General features: G+C 55.5%; 18 protein-coding genes. 8 read left to right on the top strand and 10 right to left on the bottom strand.

What is annotated here, in order from left to right:
* The first annotated feature begins 98 nt into the window (after positions 1–98).
* The 6 genes from glmS to phoU all read left to right on the top strand — a co-directional run bounded on the left by glmS (position 99) and on the right by phoU (position 6,841).
* Positions 99–1,928, top strand: coding sequence for a glutamine--fructose-6-phosphate transaminase (isomerizing) (gene glmS, locus P349_RS02035; protein ID WP_032648587.1), 1,830 nt, complete (start codon positions 99–101; stop codon positions 1,926–1,928).
* Between the two features lie 321 nt (positions 1,929–2,249).
* A complete protein-coding gene (gene pstS / locus P349_RS02040) occupies positions 2,250–3,290 on the top strand; it encodes a phosphate ABC transporter substrate-binding protein PstS (RefSeq protein ID WP_024907884.1) in 1,041 nt (346 codons plus the stop codon).
* A 128-nt stretch (positions 3,291–3,418) separates the two neighbouring features.
* Entirely contained in the window at positions 3,419–4,378 is a 960-nt protein-coding gene (gene pstC, locus P349_RS02045; RefSeq protein ID WP_024907883.1) for a phosphate ABC transporter permease PstC, read from the top strand.
* Entirely contained in the window at positions 4,378–5,268 is an 891-nt protein-coding gene (gene pstA, locus P349_RS02050) for a phosphate ABC transporter permease PstA (protein ID WP_024907882.1), read from the top strand. Before pstC ends, pstA begins: the two co-directional genes overlap by 1 nt.
* A gap of 47 nt (positions 5,269–5,315) precedes the next feature.
* Positions 5,316–6,089: a phosphate ABC transporter ATP-binding protein PstB gene (gene pstB / locus P349_RS02055; RefSeq protein WP_008500183.1), complete on the top strand. Its 774-nt coding sequence runs from the start codon at positions 5,316–5,318 to the stop codon at positions 6,087–6,089.
* A gap of 26 nt (positions 6,090–6,115) precedes the next feature.
* Positions 6,116–6,841, top strand: coding sequence for a phosphate signaling complex protein PhoU (phoU, locus tag P349_RS02060; RefSeq protein WP_008500182.1), 726 nt, complete (start codon positions 6,116–6,118; stop codon positions 6,839–6,841).
* 85 nt (positions 6,842–6,926) lie between these two features.
* Here phoU and yieH read toward each other — a convergent pair whose 3' ends face one another.
* Positions 6,927–7,592: a 6-phosphogluconate phosphatase gene (yieH, locus tag P349_RS02065; RefSeq protein WP_032648584.1), complete on the bottom strand. Its 666-nt coding sequence runs from the start codon at positions 7,590–7,592 to the stop codon at positions 6,927–6,929.
* A 165-nt stretch (positions 7,593–7,757) separates the two neighbouring features.
* On the opposite strand from yieH, the gene adeP reads away from it, so the two are divergent.
* Entirely contained in the window at positions 7,758–9,095 is a 1,338-nt protein-coding gene (adeP, locus tag P349_RS02070; RefSeq protein ID WP_024907880.1) for an adenine permease AdeP, read from the top strand.
* A gap of 92 nt (positions 9,096–9,187) precedes the next feature.
* On the opposite strand, the gene P349_RS02075 is transcribed toward adeP, so the two are convergent.
* The 9 genes from P349_RS02075 to rpmH all read right to left on the bottom strand — a co-directional run bounded on the left by P349_RS02075 (position 9,188) and on the right by rpmH (position 16,707).
* On the bottom strand, positions 9,188–9,754 hold the full coding sequence (locus P349_RS02075) for an NADPH-dependent FMN reductase (RefSeq protein ID WP_032648582.1): 567 nt from the start codon (positions 9,752–9,754) through the stop codon (positions 9,188–9,190).
* 36 nt (positions 9,755–9,790) lie between these two features.
* Positions 9,791–10,537 (bottom strand): 4'-phosphopantetheinyl transferase family protein, encoded by a 747-nt coding sequence (locus P349_RS02080; protein WP_032648580.1) that lies wholly within the window; start codon positions 10,535–10,537, stop codon positions 9,791–9,793.
* A gap of 122 nt (positions 10,538–10,659) precedes the next feature.
* Entirely contained in the window at positions 10,660–11,631 is a 972-nt protein-coding gene (gene yidZ, locus P349_RS02085; protein ID WP_032648578.1) for an HTH-type transcriptional regulator YidZ, read from the bottom strand.
* Positions 11,600–12,775, bottom strand: a complete 1,176-nt coding sequence (locus tag P349_RS02090) for an MFS transporter (RefSeq protein WP_032648577.1) — start codon at positions 12,773–12,775, stop codon at positions 11,600–11,602. The genes yidZ and P349_RS02090 overlap by 32 nt, the downstream gene beginning before the upstream one ends.
* Positions 12,776–12,886: 111 nt before the next feature.
* Positions 12,887–14,251 carry a tRNA uridine-5-carboxymethylaminomethyl(34) synthesis GTPase MnmE gene (mnmE, locus tag P349_RS02095; protein ID WP_021242672.1) on the bottom strand — a complete coding sequence of 455 codons (1,365 nt, stop codon included), beginning with the start codon at positions 14,249–14,251 and terminating at the stop codon, positions 12,887–12,889.
* 72 nt (positions 14,252–14,323) lie between these two features.
* A complete protein-coding gene (gene yidC / locus P349_RS02100) occupies positions 14,324–15,967 on the bottom strand; it encodes a membrane protein insertase YidC (RefSeq protein ID WP_032648576.1) in 1,644 nt (547 codons plus the stop codon).
* Between the two features lie 2 nt (positions 15,968–15,969).
* Positions 15,970–16,227 (bottom strand): membrane protein insertion efficiency factor YidD, encoded by a 258-nt coding sequence (gene yidD / locus P349_RS25795; RefSeq protein ID WP_001307474.1) that lies wholly within the window; start codon positions 16,225–16,227, stop codon positions 15,970–15,972.
* Positions 16,191–16,550: a ribonuclease P protein component gene (gene rnpA, locus P349_RS02105; RefSeq protein WP_032640303.1), complete on the bottom strand. Its 360-nt coding sequence runs from the start codon at positions 16,548–16,550 to the stop codon at positions 16,191–16,193. Before rnpA ends, yidD begins: the two co-directional genes overlap by 37 nt.
* 16 nt (positions 16,551–16,566) lie before the next feature.
* Entirely contained in the window at positions 16,567–16,707 is a 141-nt protein-coding gene (gene rpmH, locus P349_RS0124685; RefSeq protein WP_000831330.1) for a 50S ribosomal protein L34, read from the bottom strand.
* Positions 16,708–17,306: 599 nt separating this feature from the next.
* Between rpmH and dnaA the strand changes: the two genes are divergently transcribed.
* Positions 17,307–18,701, top strand: a complete 1,395-nt coding sequence (gene dnaA, locus P349_RS02110) for a chromosomal replication initiator protein DnaA (RefSeq protein WP_010426558.1) — start codon at positions 17,307–17,309, stop codon at positions 18,699–18,701.

Here is an 18,701-nt window from a genome sequence, read left to right as displayed (position 1 = left end):
AAATAACCCCACTCTCTACAAGGCTCGGGGCGCCCGGAAAGGGTAAATGCAGGTCAGCGACAACGCAGGCATAATGCCTAAATTCGGAATCTAAAATTATGTGTGGAATTGTTGGCGCAGTTGCGCAGCGTGATATTGCTGAAATCCTTCTCGAAGGTTTACGTCGTCTGGAATACCGTGGTTACGACTCAGCCGGTCTGGCTGTCGTCGATGCAGAAGGTCATATGACCCGTCTGCGTCGTCTCGGTAAAGTGCAGATGCTGGCCCAGGCCGCGGAAGAACATCCGCTACACGGTGGTACCGGTATTGCGCACACCCGCTGGGCGACGCACGGTGAACCGTCTGAAGGTAACGCGCACCCGCATGTGTCTGAACACATCGTGGTCGTGCACAACGGCATTATCGAAAACCACGAACCGCTGCGCGAAGAACTGAAAGCGCGCGGCTACACCTTCGTCTCTGAAACTGACACCGAAGTGATTGCTCACCTGGTGCACTGGGAGCTTGAGCAGGGCGGCACACTGCGTGATGCGGTGCTGCGTGCTATCCCTCAGCTGCGCGGTGCGTACGGTACGGTGATCATGGATTCCCGCGACCCGTCCACGCTGCTGGCCGCGCGTTCCGGTAGCCCGATGGTTATCGGTCTGGGCATGGGCGAAAACTTCATCGCTTCTGACCAGCTGGCGCTCCTGCCGGTTACCCGTCGCTTTATCTTCCTCGAAGAGGGTGATATCGCGGAAGTGACTCGCCGCAGCGTGACCGTGTTCGATACCAAAGGCGAGCAGGTGAAACGTCAGGAGATCGAATCGAATCTGCAGTACGACGCGGGCGATAAAGGCGCTTACCGTCACTACATGCAGAAAGAGATTTACGAGCAGCCAAACGCCATCAAAAACACCCTGACCGGGCGCATTAGCCACGGTGAAGTGGATCTGAGCGAGCTGGGTGCAAACGCGAACGAACTGCTCGGCAAGGTTGAGCACATTCAGATCGTGGCCTGCGGCACCTCCTACAACTCCGGTATGGTTTCTCGCTACTGGTTTGAATCCCTGGCGGGCGTGCCGTGCGATGTGGAAATCGCGTCTGAATTCCGCTATCGCAAATCTGCGGTACGTCGTAACAGCCTGATGATCACCCTTTCCCAGTCTGGCGAAACGGCGGACACGCTGGCCGCGCTGCGTCTCTCTAAAGAGCTGGGTTACCTGGGCTCACTGGCCATCTGCAACGTTCCTGGCTCTTCCCTGGTGCGTGAATCCGATCTGGCGCTGATGACCAAAGCAGGCACCGAAATCGGCGTGGCCTCCACCAAAGCGTTTACCACGCAGCTGACCGTTCTGCTGATGCTGGTGGCGAAGCTGGCGCGTCTGAAAGGCGAAGATGCTTCCGTTGAGCACGACATCGTTCACGGCCTGCAGGGGCTGCCGAGCCGCATTGAGCAAATGCTGTCTCAGGACAAACGCATTGAAGCGCTGGCGGAAGACTTCTCTGATAAACATCACGCCCTGTTCCTGGGTCGTGGCGATCAGTATCCGATTGCGCTGGAAGGCGCGCTGAAGCTGAAAGAGATCTCCTACATTCACGCTGAAGCCTATGCGGCAGGCGAGCTGAAACACGGCCCGCTGGCGCTGATTGACGCGGATATGCCGGTCATCGTTGTGGCACCAAACAACGAACTGCTGGAAAAACTGAAATCTAACATCGAAGAAGTCCGCGCCCGCGGTGGTGTCCTGTACGTCTTCGCCGACAAAGATGCCGGTTTTGTCAGCAATGACAACATGCACATCATCGAGATGCCGCATGTGGAAGAGGTGATTGCATCCATCTTCTATACCGTTCCGCTGCAGCTGCTGGCCTATCACGTTGCGCTGATCAAAGGCACCGACGTTGACCAGCCGCGTAACCTGGCGAAATCGGTTACCGTAGAATAATCCCTTCAGGCTCCACCTTCGGGTGGAGCTTTTTTATCCTGCCTGGTTTGTTTTTCATCAATCCTTTCTCATTTTTAATAATGACAATTAGTCATCTTCAGCTACTTTTTTCAGTGTCACATAAAGAAAATATTTCTGAAAACGTCTTGTCATAAACGTGGCTAACGCATTGAAAAATAAGTTTTCTTTTACTGTTTTTTAAGTGAAATTTTCATTGTCATAAAACTGTCATAATTCGTACATTTATCTGTCACCTGTTTGTCCTATTTTGCTCATCGTAGCCACTAAACAACGATTTACGAAAATCTTGCAGGAGACATTATGAAAGTTATGCGTACCACTGTCGCAACTGTTGTCGCCGCGACCTTATCTCTGAGCGCGTTCTCTGTATTTGCAGAAGCAAGCCTGACTGGCGCTGGTGCAACCTTCCCTGCGCCGGTGTATGCCAAATGGGCGGATACCTACCAGAAAGAAACCGGTAACAAGGTTAACTATCAGGGTATCGGCTCCTCCGGTGGCGTTAAACAAATTACCGCGAACACGGTTGATTTCGGCGCGTCTGACGCTCCACTGTCTGATGACAAACTGGCTCAGGAAGGCCTGTTCCAGTTCCCGACCGTGATCGGTGGCGTGGTCCTGGCCATCAACCTGCCGGGCGTGAAGTCGGGCGAGCTGGTGCTGGACGGCAAAACCCTGGGTGACATCTACCTGGGCAAAATCAAAAAATGGGATGACGAAGCGATCGCTAAACTCAACCCAGGCCTGAAGCTGCCTTCTCAGAACATCGCCGTGGTTCGCCGCGCGGATGGTTCCGGTACCTCTTTCGTGTTCACCAGCTACCTGGCAAAAGTGAACGAAGAGTGGAAATCTAAAGTTGGCTCCGGCTCTACCGTTAACTGGCCAACCGGTCTGGGCGGTAAAGGTAACGACGGTATCGCCGCGTTCGTACAGCGTCTGCCAGGCTCCATCGGCTACGTAGAGTATGCGTACGCGAAGCAGAACAACCTGTCCTACACCAAACTGGTTTCCGCCGACGGCAAACCGGTTAGCCCAACCGAAGAGAACTTTGCTAACGCAGCGAAGGGCGCTGACTGGAGCAAATCGTTCGCGCAGGATCTGACTAACCAGAAAGGCGAAGGTGCATGGCCAATCACCTCTACCACCTTCATCCTGGTTCACAAAGAGCAGAAGAAACCTGAGCAGGGCACCGAAGTGCTGAAGTTCTTCGACTGGGCATACAAAAACGGCGGCAAACAGGCTAACGCCCTGGATTACGCCACCCTGCCGGACAACGTGGTTGAGCAGATTCGCGCTGCATGGAAAACCAACGTGAAAGACAGCAGCGGTAAAGCGCTGTACTAACAGGATATATTTAACGAAGATGGCGGGTGGCGCTGCGCTTACCCGCCCTACGGTTTAAGCTGTAGGCCCGGTAAGCGTTAGCGCCACCGGGCATATTCGTAAAAACGTCTCAAACAGAAGAGTAATTTATGGCTGCAACCAAGCCTGCATTTAACCCTCCGGGTAAAAAAGGTGACATGATTTTCAGCGCGCTGGTTAAACTGGCTGCGCTGATTGTGCTATTGCTGCTGGGCGGCATTATTGTGTCTCTGATTTTCTCCTCATGGCCGAGCATCCAGAAATTCGGTTTCTCCTTCCTGTGGACCAAAGAGTGGGACGCGCCGAACGACATCTACGGTGCCCTGGTGCCGATTTACGGCACGCTGATGACCTCGTTCATCGCCCTTCTGATTGCGGTTCCGGTGAGCTTTGGTATTGCCCTGTTCCTGACGGAGCTGGCGCCGGGCTGGCTGCGGCGCCCGCTGGGTATTGCCATCGAACTGCTGGCGGCCATTCCAAGTATCGTCTACGGCATGTGGGGTCTGTTCATCTTTGCACCGCTGTTCGCCACATACTTCCAGGAACCGGTCGGTAACGTTCTTTCTGCCATTCCGTTTGTGGGGGCCCTGTTCTCTGGCCCGGCTTTCGGTATTGGCATTCTGGCGGCAGGTGTGATCCTCGCCATCATGATTATTCCGTACATTGCGGCGGTTATGCGCGATGTCTTCGAACAAACGCCGGTGATGATGAAAGAGTCGGCCTACGGTATCGGCTGCACCACCTGGGAAGTGATCTGGCGCATCGTCCTTCCGTTCACCAAAAATGGGGTGATCGGGGGCGTGATGCTGGGCTTAGGTCGTGCGCTGGGTGAAACCATGGCGGTTACCTTTATCATCGGTAACACCTACCAGCTCGACAGCGCGTCGCTCTACATGCCGGGTAACAGTATTACCTCGGCGCTGGCGAATGAATTTGCGGAAGCGGAATCGGGGCTGCACGTGGCGGCGCTGATGGAGCTGGGTCTGATTCTGTTCGTTATCACCTTCATTGTTCTGGCGATTTCCAAGCTGATGATTATGCGCCTCGCTAAAAATGAGGGGGCACGCTAATGGCTACTCTCGAAATGCAAGCAACCGCTGAACTGGCGGAATCTCGCCGTAAAATGCAGGCCAGACGCCGCATGAAAAACCGCATTGCCCTGACGCTCTCTATGGCGACGATGGCATTCGGCCTGTTCTGGCTGGTCTGGATCCTCTTCTCGACGGTCGTTCGCGGAATTGACGGAATGTCACTGTCGCTGTTCACCGAAATGACGCCGCCGCCGAACACGGCGGGTGGTGGCCTGGCGAATGCCTTGGCGGGTAGCGGACTGCTGATCCTCTGGGCGACGGTCTTCGGCACGCCGCTGGGCATCATGGCGGGCATCTACCTGGCAGAATACGGCCGTAAATCCTGGCTGGCGGAAGTGATTCGCTTCATTAACGACATTTTGTTGTCAGCCCCGTCTATTGTCGTGGGTCTGTTCGTTTACACCGTGGTGGTGGCGCAGATGGAACACTTCTCCGGCTGGGCGGGTGTGATTGCACTGGCGCTGCTGCAGGTGCCGATTGTGATTCGAACCACCGAGAACATGCTGAAACTGGTGCCGGACAGCCTGCGTGAAGCGGCTTATGCGCTGGGTACGCCGAAATGGAAGATGATCTCGGCGATTACGCTGAAGGCGTCGGTCTCCGGGATCATGACCGGTATCCTGCTGGCGGTTGCGCGTATCGCGGGTGAAACGGCGCCGCTGCTGTTTACGTCCCTCTCCAATCAGTTCTGGAGCACGGACATGATGCAGCCGATCGCCAACCTGCCGGTGACGATCTTTAAATTTGCGATGAGCCCCTTCGCGGAATGGCAGCAGCTGGCCTGGGCCGGGGTGCTGATCATTACCCTTTGCGTACTGTTGCTGAACATTCTGGCGCGCGTCATTTTCGCGAAGAAGAAACACGGTTAATTTTTTACGGCGCGGCAGCTCGCGGCGCCGAATGAGGAAATGAGTCAATGAGTATGGTTGATACTGCCCCGGGTAAGATTCAGGTTCGTGATTTGAACTTCTACTACGGCAAATTCCATGCCCTGAAGAACATCAACCTGGATATCGCCAAGAACCAGGTCACGGCATTTATCGGTCCGTCCGGCTGTGGGAAATCCACGCTGCTGCGTACCTTTAACAAAATGTATTCTCTCTATCCGGAGCAGCGCGCTGAAGGGGAAATCATCCTCGACGGCGAAAACATTCTGACCCAGGCTCAGGATATTGCCCTGCTGCGCGCCAAAGTGGGGATGGTGTTCCAGAAACCCACACCGTTCCCGATGTCCATTTATGACAACATCGCCTTTGGCGTTCGTCTGTTTGAAAAGCTCTCCCGTGCTGATATGGACGAGCGCGTGCAGTGGGCTTTGACCAAGGCCGCATTATGGAACGAAACCAAAGATAAGTTGCACCAGAGCGGTTACTCTCTCTCCGGTGGTCAGCAGCAGCGTCTGTGCATTGCGCGCGGTATTGCGATTCGCCCTGAAGTGTTGCTGCTGGATGAGCCGTGTTCAGCGCTGGACCCGATCTCAACCGGCCGCATTGAAGAGCTGATCACCGAGCTGAAGCAGGATTACACCGTGGTTATCGTGACCCATAACATGCAGCAGGCTGCACGTTGTTCCGATCACACGGCGTTTATGTACCTGGGTGAATTGATTGAGTTCAGTAACACGGACGATCTGTTCACTAAGCCCGCGAAGAAACAAACCGAAGATTATATTACTGGCCGCTACGGTTGATTTGCCTTAGTGCATGTGGAGAAACCATGGACAACCTCAATCTTAATAAACATATTTCAGGCCAGTTCAACGCAGAGCTGGAAAGCATCCGCACGCAGGTGATGACCATGGGTGGCATGGTTGAGCAGCAGCTTTCTGATGCAATTACGGCAATGCACAACCAGGACAGCGAGCTGGCGAAGCGCGTCATTGAAGGCGACAAAAACGTCAACATGATGGAAGTCGCTATCGACGAGGCCTGCGTGCGCATTATCGCGAAACGTCAGCCGACGGCGAGCGACCTGCGTCTGGTGATGGCAATCATCAAAACCATCGCCGAGCTGGAGCGTATTGGTGACGTGGCCGATAAAATCTGCCGCACCGCGCTGGAGAAGTTCTCTCAGCAGCACCAGCCGCTGCTGGTGAGTCTGGAGTCGCTGGGCCGTCACACCGTGCAGATGCTGCACGACGTGCTGGATGCCTTTGCGCGTATGGACCTGGACGAAGCGGTGCGTATCTACCGTGAAGACAAGAAGGTCGACCAGGAGTATGAAGGCATCGTGCGTCAGCTGATGACCTACATGATGGAAGATTCCCGTACGATCCCAAGCGTACTGACTGCCCTGTTCTGCGCGCGCTCCATCGAGCGTATCGGCGACCGCTGCCAGAACATTTGCGAATACATTTTCTACTTCGTGAAAGGTCAGGACTTCCGTCACGTGGGCGGCGACGAGCTGGATAAGCTGCTGGCGGGTAAAGATCCGAAAGAGTAATGTTTGTGGCGGGTGGCACTAGCGCTTACCCGCCCTACTAGCCCTGTAGGCCGGATAAGCGTTAGCGCCATCCGGCTTTGTTTTTTCAGCGAGTAATATCCCATCCGCGCGCCTTCCACAGCGCGGGCAACTGCGCCAGATCGGTGAAGGTCGTGACTTTTGGATGATCGATCGGCTTGTTGTGCGGGTCGGCGCAGAAGTAAAACACCTCCATTCCCGCATCAATCCCCGACTGCGCGCCAGCAGACGAGTCATCCACCAGAATGCAGTTCTCTACGTTAACGTTCATCGCCTTTGCCGCATGGAACATCAGTGCCGGGTCCGGCTTCCAGCGCTGGATATCGTAGCCACTGAACAGTTTTTCCGGGAAGTGGTGCAGCATCTCAAGCTTGCCCAGCGAGTGCTGCATTTTGCTGACCGGGCCGTTAGAGACGACGCAGATTGGTACCGTCATCGCATCCAGCAGCGCGTTTGCGCCCGGAATCACCTCCAGCTCCGAATCGAACAGGCGTGCAACCTCGGCGCGGTACACCGGTTCCAGAGCCGCTTTCTCCAGAACGACGCCGTGTTCTTCGTTAATGATGTCGATGATCTCGTAGAGCTTCACGCCCTTAAAGCGTTTAAACACCTCTTCGAGTTCCAGCGTAATGCCAAATTCCTGGAACATGGCCACATACGCGCGGGAACAAATGACCTCACTGTCGACCAGCGTACCGTCGCAGTCGAAAAATACCGCTTCAATTCCGGACATGCCTTTCCCTTTTAACCAGTTTAACGTTTACGTACGGCAGTTCGCCGAAACGCAATCGTTGCCGTATAAGCAAATTCAATGAAAAAAGTATCACGTAACTGCCACTATTGTCGCATTTTGGTATAGGATAGCGACGAATTTTCCCTCCTTGTTCGGAAATTGATGATGAGTCAACAACACACTACCCAGACGTCTGGTCAGGGTCTGCTTGAGCGCGTTTTCAAACTGCGCGAGCACGGCACAACGGCACGCACCGAAGTGATCGCGGGTTTCACCACCTTCCTGACGATGGTCTATATCGTTTTTGTGAACCCTCAAATTCTGGGCGTTGCTGGCATGGATACCAGCGCCGTCTTTGTAACCACCTGCCTGATCGCCGCCCTTGGCAGCATTCTGATGGGTGTGTTCGCTAACCTGCCGGTTGCGCTGGCACCGGCGATGGGCCTGAATGCGTTCTTCGCGTTCGTGGTGGTTCAGGCGATGGGTCTGCCGTGGCAGGTTGGCATGGGCGCCATCTTCTGGGGCGCGGTTGGCCTGCTGCTGCTGACCATTTTCCGCGTGCGTTACTGGATGATTGCGAACATCCCCGTGAGCCTTCGCGTGGGCATTACCAGCGGTATCGGTCTGTTTATCGGGATGATGGGGCTGAAAAACGCCGGCGTGATCGTGGCGAACCCGGATACGCTGGTGAGCATCGGTCACCTGACCTCTCATAACGTGCTGCTGGGCGTGCTGGGCTTCTTTATCATCGCGATCCTGGCTTCCCGCAATATTCACGCGGCGGTGCTGGTGTCTATCGTGGTCACCACCCTGCTGGGCTGGATGCTGGGCGACGTTCACTATAACGGCATCGTTTCCGCGCCACCGAGCATCTCTACCGTTGTTGGTCACGTCGATCTGGCTGGCTCCCTGAACCTGGGCCTGGCGGGCGTGATTTTCTCCTTCATGCTGGTGAACCTGTTCGACTCCTCCGGTACGCTGATCGGCGTGACCGACAAAGCGGGTCTGGCGGATGAAAAAGGGAAATTCCCGCGCATGAAGCAGGCGCTGTTTGTGGACAGCGTCTCCTCTGTGACCGGTGCGTTTATCGGAACCTCGTCTGTTACCGCGTACATAGAATCTTCTTCCGGCGTATCCGTGGGCGGCCGTACCGGCCTGACGGCGGTGGTCGTGGGTATTCTGTTCCTGCTGGTGATCTTCCTCTCTCCGCTGGCGGGTATGGTTCCACCGTACGCGGCGGCGGGTGCGCTGATCTACGTGGGTGTGCTGATGACCTCCAGCCTGTCACGCGTGAAGTGGGATGATTTAACCGAAGCGGTGCCGGCGTTTATTACCGCCGTGATGATGCCGTTCAGCTTCTCGATTACCGAAGGTATCGCGCTGGGCTTTATCTCTTACTGCGTAATGAAGATCGGTACCGGCCGCTTCCGCGACCTCAGCCCGTGCGTCATCGTTGTGGCGCTGCTGTTTGTGCTGAAGATTGTGTTTATTGACGCCAAATAAACAGTAAGCCCTTTTCTTCGAAAAGGGCTTTAGTGTTTGTTCCCTCTCCCCGTGGGAGAGGGTCAGGGTGAGGGCATCAGGCCGCAATGATCTTACGCCTTCACTCGCTTAATATAATCCCCGAACGCCGTCAGCTGGCCAGAGAGATGGTCGCGCGTGCTCTGATCCACCACCTCACCCGTTTGCGGGTCGACCTTGTTCTGAATCACTCCGCCCATAAATTCCGGCTTGTTCATCACCATCGCATCGAGGAATACCAGGATCTGACGCAGGTGATACTGGCAGCGCGCGCCGCCAATCGCGCCCATGGAGCTGGTCTGGATCAGCACCGGTTTGCCTGACAGCGGCTGCTCAGGTAAACGGGACAGCCAGTCGATGGCATTCTTCAGGCCACCCGGAACTGAGTAGTTATACTCTGGCGTGACGATGACCACGCCGTCGGCCTGGCGGATCTGCTCTGCCAGGACCTCAACGCTCTGCGGGAACCCTTCTTCCTGCTGGACATCCGCATCATACAGCGGAATATCGCCAATAGACGGCAGGGCGCTAATTTCCATACCTGCAGGCGCCAGCTGCGGCAGCGTGCGGGCTACCATCCCGTTAAATGAACCTTTGCGCAGGCTTCCCAGTAAAGTAACGACTTTCAACGTATCAGACATGATTACTCCTGTTTCATCATGATGACCCTGATTGGATCAGCTAAGGGTGAATGCTTTTTCTGCCGGTAAACTGGTTAAACGCATCAGGCGTGCGGCGGGCTCGTTGGCGCGCTCGGGCACATCAGGAAGGCTACGCCATCCCTGTTGACTGTCAAATTCCCAGATTTTCATGCGTTCGATGGCGGGGGTAACCGCAATGGACCAAATGAGCACATCCTCTGCGTCACTGAGCGCCTCTACCAGCGTGGCCTGAGTGGCACGAAGACGTCCGGAGCCTGGCAGCAGCTGCAGCAGGCTGGCGTCGTCTGAGGCGCATCCACAGAGCTTGCGAATGCTCTGGCGTAAGGTAATGAGCTGGGCTCTGGCTTCGACAGGATCGTTCTGGTTGCGGACCCACAGCTTCTCATTGCTGGAGAGCGGATAGTCTTCATGCGCATTACCGCCATGGAAGCTGCGCGTCGCGCGCTGAAGTTCCATATCGAGCCCACAATCCCCTTCGGTGGTCAGCGCGACGCCAATGATATTGCCCGCGTAGGCAATCGAAAAACGAGGGAGATCCGGGTCGGCAAAGACCGGGCGGCCTTCGGGTTGGGTAATGATATCCGGCAGCTCGCTGGTGCCGTACAGCATAAACAGCAGTTCTGCGAGAAGCGCTCTGGACGCTAAAAACCGCATCCTGCGGTGTTCCGGGAGAGTGAGTGCTTCAGTGTGACAGGCTGAAGAAATTCTTGCCGATACGAGACGTCCTTCCGTAAGTATCCCTCTTGCAAAGTGCGTAGCCATTTTTCGCTCCTTGATAATGGTCGTAATCGGTTAAACGGTTACATGATTATCGCTTAACTTGACTCCTGTTTTAATCAGTAAATGGGAGTAAGAGAAGCCTTAGGACCGAACTTTACATTTTCTTAGGCAAAAATTGGATCGCTCGCACCGTACAGCGCCTTGATGGTCTCCCGCAGCCACAGGATTTTCGGATTATGACTGTTCCGTTTATGCCAGATCAGCGTGAAGGGCACGGTCAATTTTTCCGCCTGCTCCTCGTCAATGGGAATAGGAAGCGCGATCAGCTTCCGCTGGTGGAGTTCATTGTAGTGATGGCAGTAGTGCGGCGCGGTGGCGATATAGTTATGGTCGGGCTGTGCCGCCATAAACATCGCCTGTTCAAAGCCCGGCAGGCTCATGGCGATAGTGCGCTCGCGTCCCATCTCCTTTAGCACCTCATCAAGCGCCCAGGTGTCGCTGCGTTCCCAGAAGATGCTGATATGGGGATAGCGCAGGAAGGTCTCCAGATTCCACTCTTGCTGAAGCGCCGGATGATCCTCGCGCAGATAGACGCAGGGGCGATCGCTGAACAGAATTTCGTAGTCGATAAACCACGGCATCAGCTTAAGCAGTTCGCGGGATCGCGGATGCGTTTCACGCCCGGTGAAGCCCAAATCAACCTCGCCACGCGTAATCGCGTCCAGTGAGTCGTAATCCCACTGACGCATTTTCACCGTAGCCTGCGGATAGCGCTGGTTCACCTGCTCCAGCAGAGTATTGAAGCGGATCAGCATCAGCGGCGTTTCCGCGGCCAGCACGAACGTCAGCCCGCCCGGAGAATCATGGTGGAATTTATCGAGGATTTGGTTGCCGATTTGCATCCAGTCAGCCAGATCCTGCTCAAGACTTACCGTCAGTGGTGTCGGCAGCAGCCCTAGCGGCGTTTTGACAAACAGCGGGTCGTCAAACCAGTCGCGCAGCTTGGCCAGCGATTTGCTCACCGCCGACGGCGTCACGTTCATCCGCTTCGCCGCTTTGGTGACGCTGCGCTCCTGCAGCAAAAGCTGCAGGCACAGCAACAGGTTAAGATCGAGACTGCTGATGGGCTTCTTCATAGTGCGCCGCGGGCCGGATGACCATAAGTAAGGTAATGCACAGTATGCTACAGCCAATCAGAACCCCGATCAGCATATTCAGCGCGTTAAGCCCGATGACCGCCGCCAGCCAAATCCACAGCGACGAGCCGCAGACCTGCGCGATCCCCAGCACCGAGCTCGCTACGCCTGCCCGCAGCGAGAAGGGGCCAAGCGCCTGGCTCATCGCCACGCCAAAGCCAACCGAGAACCCGGCGCAAATAAGGGTAATACCCACCAGCATCACCGCATGTGAGCTGGTGGTCGCCAGGATCGCGCCTGCCGTGAGGAATAAAACCTGTGAGGTCAGCATCAGCGTGCGCTGGCTGAAAACATTTAGCGCAAACGGGGTAGAGAACGAGACCGCCATACTGACCATCGCGGTTAATGCCATCACCGTTGAATACTCACCGCGATCGAAGCCCATGGTTTCCATCAGTAAAACCGGGGAAACGTTTACATAGGTCAGGATCACCGCCACGCTTAACGTGGTCACGGCCAGACGGCTGAGGAAAAAGCGGTTGAGAAGCTTCTCTGCCGGGTGAATGGTGGCTGTATGGCCGGTATTCTGCGAGCCCGGGTGGGTCTCTTTCAGCACGGCGATGGATAAGGTAAACACCAGCGCGCCCATGGCCGCCATGGTCCAGAACAGGCTCTGCCACGGGAATTTCAGCATGATCAGATATCCCACGACCGGGGCCAGCACCGGGATGATGCAGGTAATACCGTTCAGCATCGAGAGTACCTTAGCGCGACGCTGGGCGCTTAGGGTGTCTCGCAAAATGGCAAACGCCACCACGTAGCAACCACCGGCGCCAATACCCTGGATAAACCGTCCGGTCAGGAACACGGTGCTGTTCTGCGCCTGCGAGCAGAGAAGAGAAGCCAGGGCAAAAATGATGGCGCCGGTTATGGCGACAGGCTGACGGCCTGCCTTATCCGCGATCTTCCCGGCAAACACCATCGACGACGCCATCCCCGCGAGGTAGGCCGAAAACGCAATATGCAGCTGCGCTTCGCTGGCACCCAGATCGCGGGCGATGTGCGGTAACCCCACCAGATACATATCAATGCCAGACGGATAAAGCAGAACTAATGCGAAACTACAAAACAGAAAACGCGCCATAAACCCCCCATAGATGCAGGCATGCAGGATAGGGGGTGAAAAGGGATTAGGCGAGTTGCCATTTGGACAATGGTAATTTCCCAAGAGGAAATCACCATTAATTAGCGGGCATTACTTACCAATACAGAAGCTCGAGAAGATCCTTCCCAGCAGATCGTCCGACGTAAACTCCCCGGTGATCTCGCTCAGATTCTGCTGCGCCAGACGCAGTTCTTCCGCCAGCAGTTCACCCGCCCACGCGCCGATCAGCTGTGCTTTACCCTGAACAAGGTGATTTGCCGCCTCTTCCAGCGCCTGCAGGTGACGACGACGCGCCAGGAAGCCGCCTTCCATGCTGGTGTCAAAGCCCATGCTCTGCTTGAGATGGTTACGCAGGTCGTCAACACCTTCACCGGTCCGCGCCGACAGGCGAATCAGTGAGTGACCATTCACATCGCTAATGCCGAGCGTTTCGCCGGTCACGTCTGCTTTGTTACGCACCACGGTGATCGGCAGTTTCGCCGGCAGACGGGCGATAAAGTCTGGCCAGATCTCAGCCGGGTCAACGGCGTCGGTGGTGGTGCCGTCCACCATAAACAGCACGCGGTCGGCCTGCTCGATCTCCTGCCAGGCGCGTTCGATACCGATGCGCTCAACCTCGTCGCTGGCATCGCGCAGACCGGCGGTATCAATGATGTGTAGCGGCATCCCGTCGATATGGATATGCTCGCGCAGCACGTCGCGGGTGGTCCCGGCAATGTCGGTTACGATCGCCGCTTCACGGCCCGCCAGGGCGTTCAGCAGGCTCGATTTCCCGGCGTTAGGGCGTCCGGCAATCACCACCTTCATCCCTTCGCGCAGGAGGCTGCCCTGGCGCGCTTCGGCACGGACGGCGTCGAGATCGGCCATTACCTGGTTGAGCTGGGCTTCGATTTTGCCGTCAGAGAGGAAGTCGATCTCCTCATCCGGGAAGTCGATAGCCGCTTCCACGTAGATGCGCAGGTGAGTAAGTGCTTCCACAAGGTGATTCACACGCGCGGAGAATGCCCCCTGCAGCGAGTTCAGCGCGGAGCGGGCCGCCTGTTCGGAACTGGCATCGATCAGGTCTGCAATCGCTTCTGCCTGCGCCAGGTCGAGCTTGTCGTTGAGGAAGGCACGCTCGGAGAACTCGCCCGGCTTCGCAATGCGCAGGCCCGGCAGGGTCAGAATACGTTTTAACAGCAGGTCGAGGATAACCGGGCCGCCGTGGCCCTGCAGCTCCAGCACGTCTTCGCCGGTAAAGGAGTTCGGGCCGGGGAACCACAGTGCAATGCCCTGGTCCAGCGGCGTGCCGTCGGTGTCCTTAAACGGCAGGTAATCAGCGTAGCGCGGCTTTGGCAGTTTACCCAGCACCGCTTCGGCCACCTCGCGCGCCTTCAGGCCGGAGATGCGCAGAATGCCTACACCACCGCGTCCCGGTGGGGTTGCCTGGGCGACGATAGTGTCGTTATGGCTCATGGTTGGTCTCGTTCAATACAAATAAAAAAGGCGGTCAATCGACCGCCCTTATTTTAGCGTTAACTTACCGAATCAGGACTTTTTCTTTTCGCGGCTATGCAGGCCACGTTTTTCCAGACCACGGTAAATCAGCTGCTGCTGGATGATGGTCACCAGGTTGCTGACGATATAGTACAGCACCAGACCTGACGGGAACCACAGGAAGAACACGGTGAAGATGACCGGCATAAAGGTCATGATCTTCTGCTGCATCGGGTCGGTCACGGTGGTCGGCGACATCTTCTGGATGAAGAACATCGTCACGCCCATCAGGATCGGCAGGATGTAGTACGGGTCCTGTGCGGACAGGTCATGGATCCACAGGGCGAACGGCGCGTGGCGCAGCTCAACGGAACCCATCAGCATGTAGTACAGCGCAAGGAAGATTGGCATCTGAATCAGCAGCGGGAAGCAGCCACCCAGTGGGTTCACTTTCTCTGCTTTGTACAGGGCCATCATCTCCTGGCTCTGACGCTGTTTATCATCGCCCAGACGCTCACGCATTGCCTGAATCTTCGGCTGCAGCATGCGCATCTTCGCCATGGAGGTGTACTGCGCTTTGGTCAGCGGGTACATGATGCCACGAACGATGAAGGTGATAACGATGATGGAGAAGCCCCAGTTACCCAGGAAGCTGTGGATGAACTTCAGCAGCTTAAACAGCGGCTGAGAGATGAACCACAACCAGCCGTAATCCACGGTCAGATCCAGGTGCGGCGCAACAGCGGCCATTTTGTCCTGAATTTCCGGGCCGACCCACAGGGTGCTTGCCAGCTTACCGGTTTGACCCGGCTGTACCAGAACCGGCTGAGATTTGTAGCCGATGGCTGCAAGACCGTTACCCAGGTTCGCGGTATAGAAGTTGTTGGTACCGTCGTTATTTGGCACCCACGCAGTGGCGAAATACTGCTGCAGCATTGCCACCCAACCGCCTTTAGCGCTGACGTTCAGGTTTTCGTTATCGGCAATGGTGTCGAATTTGTATTTCTCATACTTCGCGTCTGGCGTGGAGTACGCCGCGCCACGGAAGGTATGCAGCGCAAAGTTGCTGCTTCCGGTGTCACGGTGAGACGGCAGATTGATGGACTGCTTCAACTGGCCAAAGGTCGACAGCTCCAGCGGTTTCGCACTGGCGTTCTGTACGCTGTAGCCCACGTTCACCGCATATTCACCGCGTTTCAGGGTGAAGGTTTTGGTGAAGGTGTTGCCTGCGGCGTCGGTGTACGTCATCGGGATCGCGAGTTCGTTCTGACCATCAGCCAGCACAAAGGTGTCGTTCTCGACGGTATACAGTGGACGCGCACCGTTAGCCGGGTTATCCGGGCCATCACGACCGGTCAGGCCGCTCTGCGCCTGGTAGATAAACTCAGGCGTGGTTTCCAGTAACTGGAACGGTTCGTTAGACTTCAGCTCTTTCGGGTAGGTTAACAGCAGCGCCTGCTCAACATCACCACCACGGGTGTTGATTGTCAGCTCAAGCACATCGGTCTTAACCGTAATCTGTTTCCCCTGGCCACTGGCCGGTACGCCCTGGTCGGCGGCGCTACCCGCTGCGGTGGTCGTTGTCTGCGTGACCTGCTGTTGTGGTTGAGGATTTTTATCCTGCTCCCACGCCTGCCAGATCATGAAAGACACGAACAACAAAGCGATGATAAGAAGATTGCGTTGCGAATCCATCGTTAGTGTTCTCTGGTATCAAAGGGTCCTGGGGGGACGGGGTCGTCTCCACCTGGGTGTAAAGGGTGGCATTTTAATACGCGTTTCACCGTCAACCAACTGCCTTTTATCACTCCAAACCTGCGCAATGCCTCAATTCCGTAGCTTGAGCATGTTGGTGTGAAACGGCAGTGCGGCCCGAGTAGCGGACTAATCAGGCGTTGATAGACCCGAATGAGGGCTATCAGGACCCGTGAGCCAGGCGACAGTGGCGGCGCCATAATTTTTCCAACGCTTCCGAGAGAGCACGGTTATCGAGGTCGGCAACCCCTTTCTTCGCCACCACCACGAAATCCATTGAAGGCAGTTCGTGCTGACGTAAACGGAAGCTTTCACGCGTCAGACGTTTAATCCGATTGCGTTCATGCGCACGCTTAACATTTTTCTTGGCGACTGTGAGACCGATGCGGGGATGCCCCAGCGAATTTTGGCGGCCGAGGATGGTGATTTGCGGCGTGCCAGCCCGTAGTGGCTGCTGGAAGACGAAAGTGAAATGAGCGGGAGTTAACAAACGTAACTCCCTGGGAAATGCTAGCTTAACCACTCAGGGGTTAGCTTTATTACTTGGAAACGGTCAGACGAGCGCGGCCTTTAGCACGACGACGTGCCAGAACCTGACGACCATTTTTAGTAGCCATACGAGCACGGAAGCCGTGAGAACGGTTGCGCTTCAGTACAGACGGTTGAAAAGTGCGTTTCATGGCGATTTCTACCTAAACTTGAATAAATTCACTGACTTTTGCGTATACCCGAACGAGTTTCGAACGACTAACGCCTCAGCGTGGGTGATTAAAGAGGCCGGATTGTAATAATTGTACACTCCGGAGTCAATTCTCTTTCCTTATTTCCCGCGTATTTCCGCACGTTTTCGCGTGGAAAATGAGCAACGGACGACGCAGGAAGATGAGCATCACGCGCCGGGTCGAGGATTATACGGGCTCAACGATAAAGCGCAAGGATCGTCCCGGATCTTCGTTAGATCATTTAAGCAAAAAATTGTCTGTGCTCATTAATTTTTCCAATATGCGGACTAAATCGTGGGGCACTCCCGTCAGGATCGTTTACACTTACCCGGTTTCGGATCTTCCTGTGGATAAATCGGGAAGAATCTGTGAGAAACAGAAGATCTCTGGCTCAGTTTAGGCTATGATCCGCGGTCCCGATCGGGATCCCAGGATCCTGGTCAGGATAAATTGCAGATAGCAATTCGCACGTCCCCCTTTACACAGGGTCATGTCGATGTGCGCCAACAATCATGAATATTCAATAGTTTTCTTTTATTGTTCGAGTGGAGTCCGCCGTGTCACTTTCGCTTTGGCAGCAGTGTCTTGCCCGATTGCAGGATGAGTTACCAGCCACAGAATTCAGTATGTGGATCCGCCCGTTGCAGGCGGAACTGAGCGATAACACGCTGGCTTTGTATGCGCCAAACCGTTTTGTGCTCGATTGGGTAAGGGACAAGTACCTTAATAACATCAATGGACTGCTGAACGATTTCTGCGGGTCAGATGCCCCACAGCTGCGCTTTGAAGTGGGTACAAAGCCGGTCACCCAAACCGTTCGTGAAACCGTGAACGTCGCAGCGCCTGCTCAGGCCGCTCCTGCTCCGGCCCCTCGCGTCGCCCCCGCTCGTCAGGGCTGGGATAATGTTCCCGCACCGGCTGAGCCAACCTACCGCTCTAACGTTAACGTGAAACACACGTTCGATAACTTCGTTGAAGGTAAGTCGAACCAGCTGGCGCGCGCGGCGGCTCGCCAGGTTGCTGATAACCCCGGTGGAGCCTACAACCCGCTGTTCCTATATGGCGGCACGGGTCTGGGTAAAACGCACCTGCTGCATGCGGTGGGCAACGGCATTATGGCGCGCAAGCCCAATGCCAAAGTGGTGTATATGCACTCCGAGCGCTTCGTTCAGGACATGGTAAAAGCCCTGCAAAACAATGCGATCGAAGAGTTTAAACGCTACTATCGATCTGTTGACGCGCTGCTAATCGATGACATTCAGTTCTTTGCCAATAAAGAACGATCGCAGGAAGAATTTTTCCACACCTTCAATGCCCTGCTGGAAGGTAATCAGCAGATCATTTTGACCTCGGATCGCTATCCAAAAGAGATCAACGGCGTTGAAGATCGTCTGAAATCCCGCTTCGGCTGGGGCCTGACCGTGGCGATCGAGCCACCGGAGCTGGAAACCCGCGTCGCGATCCTGATGAAGAAAGCCGATGAAAACGACATTCGCCTGCCGGGCGAAGTGGCGTTCTTCATTGCCAAGCGTCTGCGCTCCAACGTGCGTGAGCTGGAGGGGGCACTGAACCGCGTTATCGCCAATGCCAACTTCACCGGTCGTGCGATCACCATCGATTTTGTGCGTGAAGCGCTGCGCGATTTGCTGGCATTGCAGGAAAAACTGGTCACTATCGACAATATTCAAAAGACAGTGGCTGAGTACTACAAGATCAAAGTGGCAGATTTACTGTCTAAACGTCGTTCCCGCTCGGTGGCGCGCCCGCGTCAGATGGCGATGGCGCTGGCAAAGGAGTTAACCAACCACAGTCTGCCGGAAATCGGGGATGCGTTTGGTGGCCGTGACCATACGACCGTGCTGCACGCCTGTCGCAAGATTGAGCAGTTACGCGAAGAAAGCCACGACATAAAAGAAGATTTTTCCAATCTAATCAGAACATTATCATCGTGA

The sequence above is a fragment of the Enterobacter sp. DC4 genome (genome assembly GCF_000568095.1).
In the GTDB taxonomy this organism is placed as follows: Bacteria; Pseudomonadota; Gammaproteobacteria; order Enterobacterales; family Enterobacteriaceae; genus Enterobacter; species Enterobacter pseudoroggenkampii.
Note: the sequence above shows the minus strand (reverse complement) of the source record. Positions and strands in the feature narration are given on the sequence as shown.

What these genes read in the sequence shown, in the direction of transcription:
- glmS (WP_032648587.1), top strand. Translation starts at nt 99, where the DNA reads ATGTGTGGAATTGTTGGCGCAGTTGCGCAGCGTGATATTGCTGAAATC.
- pstS (WP_024907884.1), top strand. Translation starts at nt 2,250, where the DNA reads ATGAAAGTTATGCGTACCACTGTCGCAACTGTTGTCGCCGCGACCTTA.
- pstC (WP_024907883.1), top strand. Translation starts at nt 3,419, where the DNA reads ATGGCTGCAACCAAGCCTGCATTTAACCCTCCGGGTAAAAAAGGTGAC.
- pstA (WP_024907882.1), top strand. Translation starts at nt 4,378, where the DNA reads ATGGCTACTCTCGAAATGCAAGCAACCGCTGAACTGGCGGAATCTCGC.
- pstB (WP_008500183.1), top strand. Translation starts at nt 5,316, where the DNA reads ATGAGTATGGTTGATACTGCCCCGGGTAAGATTCAGGTTCGTGATTTG.
- phoU (WP_008500182.1), top strand. Translation starts at nt 6,116, where the DNA reads ATGGACAACCTCAATCTTAATAAACATATTTCAGGCCAGTTCAACGCA.
- yieH (WP_032648584.1), bottom strand. Translation starts at nt 7,592, where the DNA reads ATGTCCGGAATTGAAGCGGTATTTTTCGACTGCGACGGTACGCTGGTC.
- adeP (WP_024907880.1), top strand. Translation starts at nt 7,758, where the DNA reads ATGAGTCAACAACACACTACCCAGACGTCTGGTCAGGGTCTGCTTGAG.
- P349_RS02075 (WP_032648582.1), bottom strand. Translation starts at nt 9,754, where the DNA reads ATGTCTGATACGTTGAAAGTCGTTACTTTACTGGGAAGCCTGCGCAAA.
- P349_RS02080 (WP_032648580.1), bottom strand. Translation starts at nt 10,537, where the DNA reads ATGGCTACGCACTTTGCAAGAGGGATACTTACGGAAGGACGTCTCGTA.
- yidZ (WP_032648578.1), bottom strand. Translation starts at nt 11,631, where the DNA reads ATGAAGAAGCCCATCAGCAGTCTCGATCTTAACCTGTTGCTGTGCCTG.
- P349_RS02090 (WP_032648577.1), bottom strand. Translation starts at nt 12,775, where the DNA reads ATGGCGCGTTTTCTGTTTTGTAGTTTCGCATTAGTTCTGCTTTATCCG.
- mnmE (WP_021242672.1), bottom strand. Translation starts at nt 14,251, where the DNA reads ATGAGCCATAACGACACTATCGTCGCCCAGGCAACCCCACCGGGACGC.
- yidC (WP_032648576.1), bottom strand. Translation starts at nt 15,967, where the DNA reads ATGGATTCGCAACGCAATCTTCTTATCATCGCTTTGTTGTTCGTGTCT.
- yidD (WP_001307474.1), bottom strand. Translation starts at nt 16,227, where the DNA reads ATGGCGCCGCCACTGTCGCCTGGCTCACGGGTCCTGATAGCCCTCATT.
- rpmH (WP_000831330.1), bottom strand. Translation starts at nt 16,707, where the DNA reads ATGAAACGCACTTTTCAACCGTCTGTACTGAAGCGCAACCGTTCTCAC.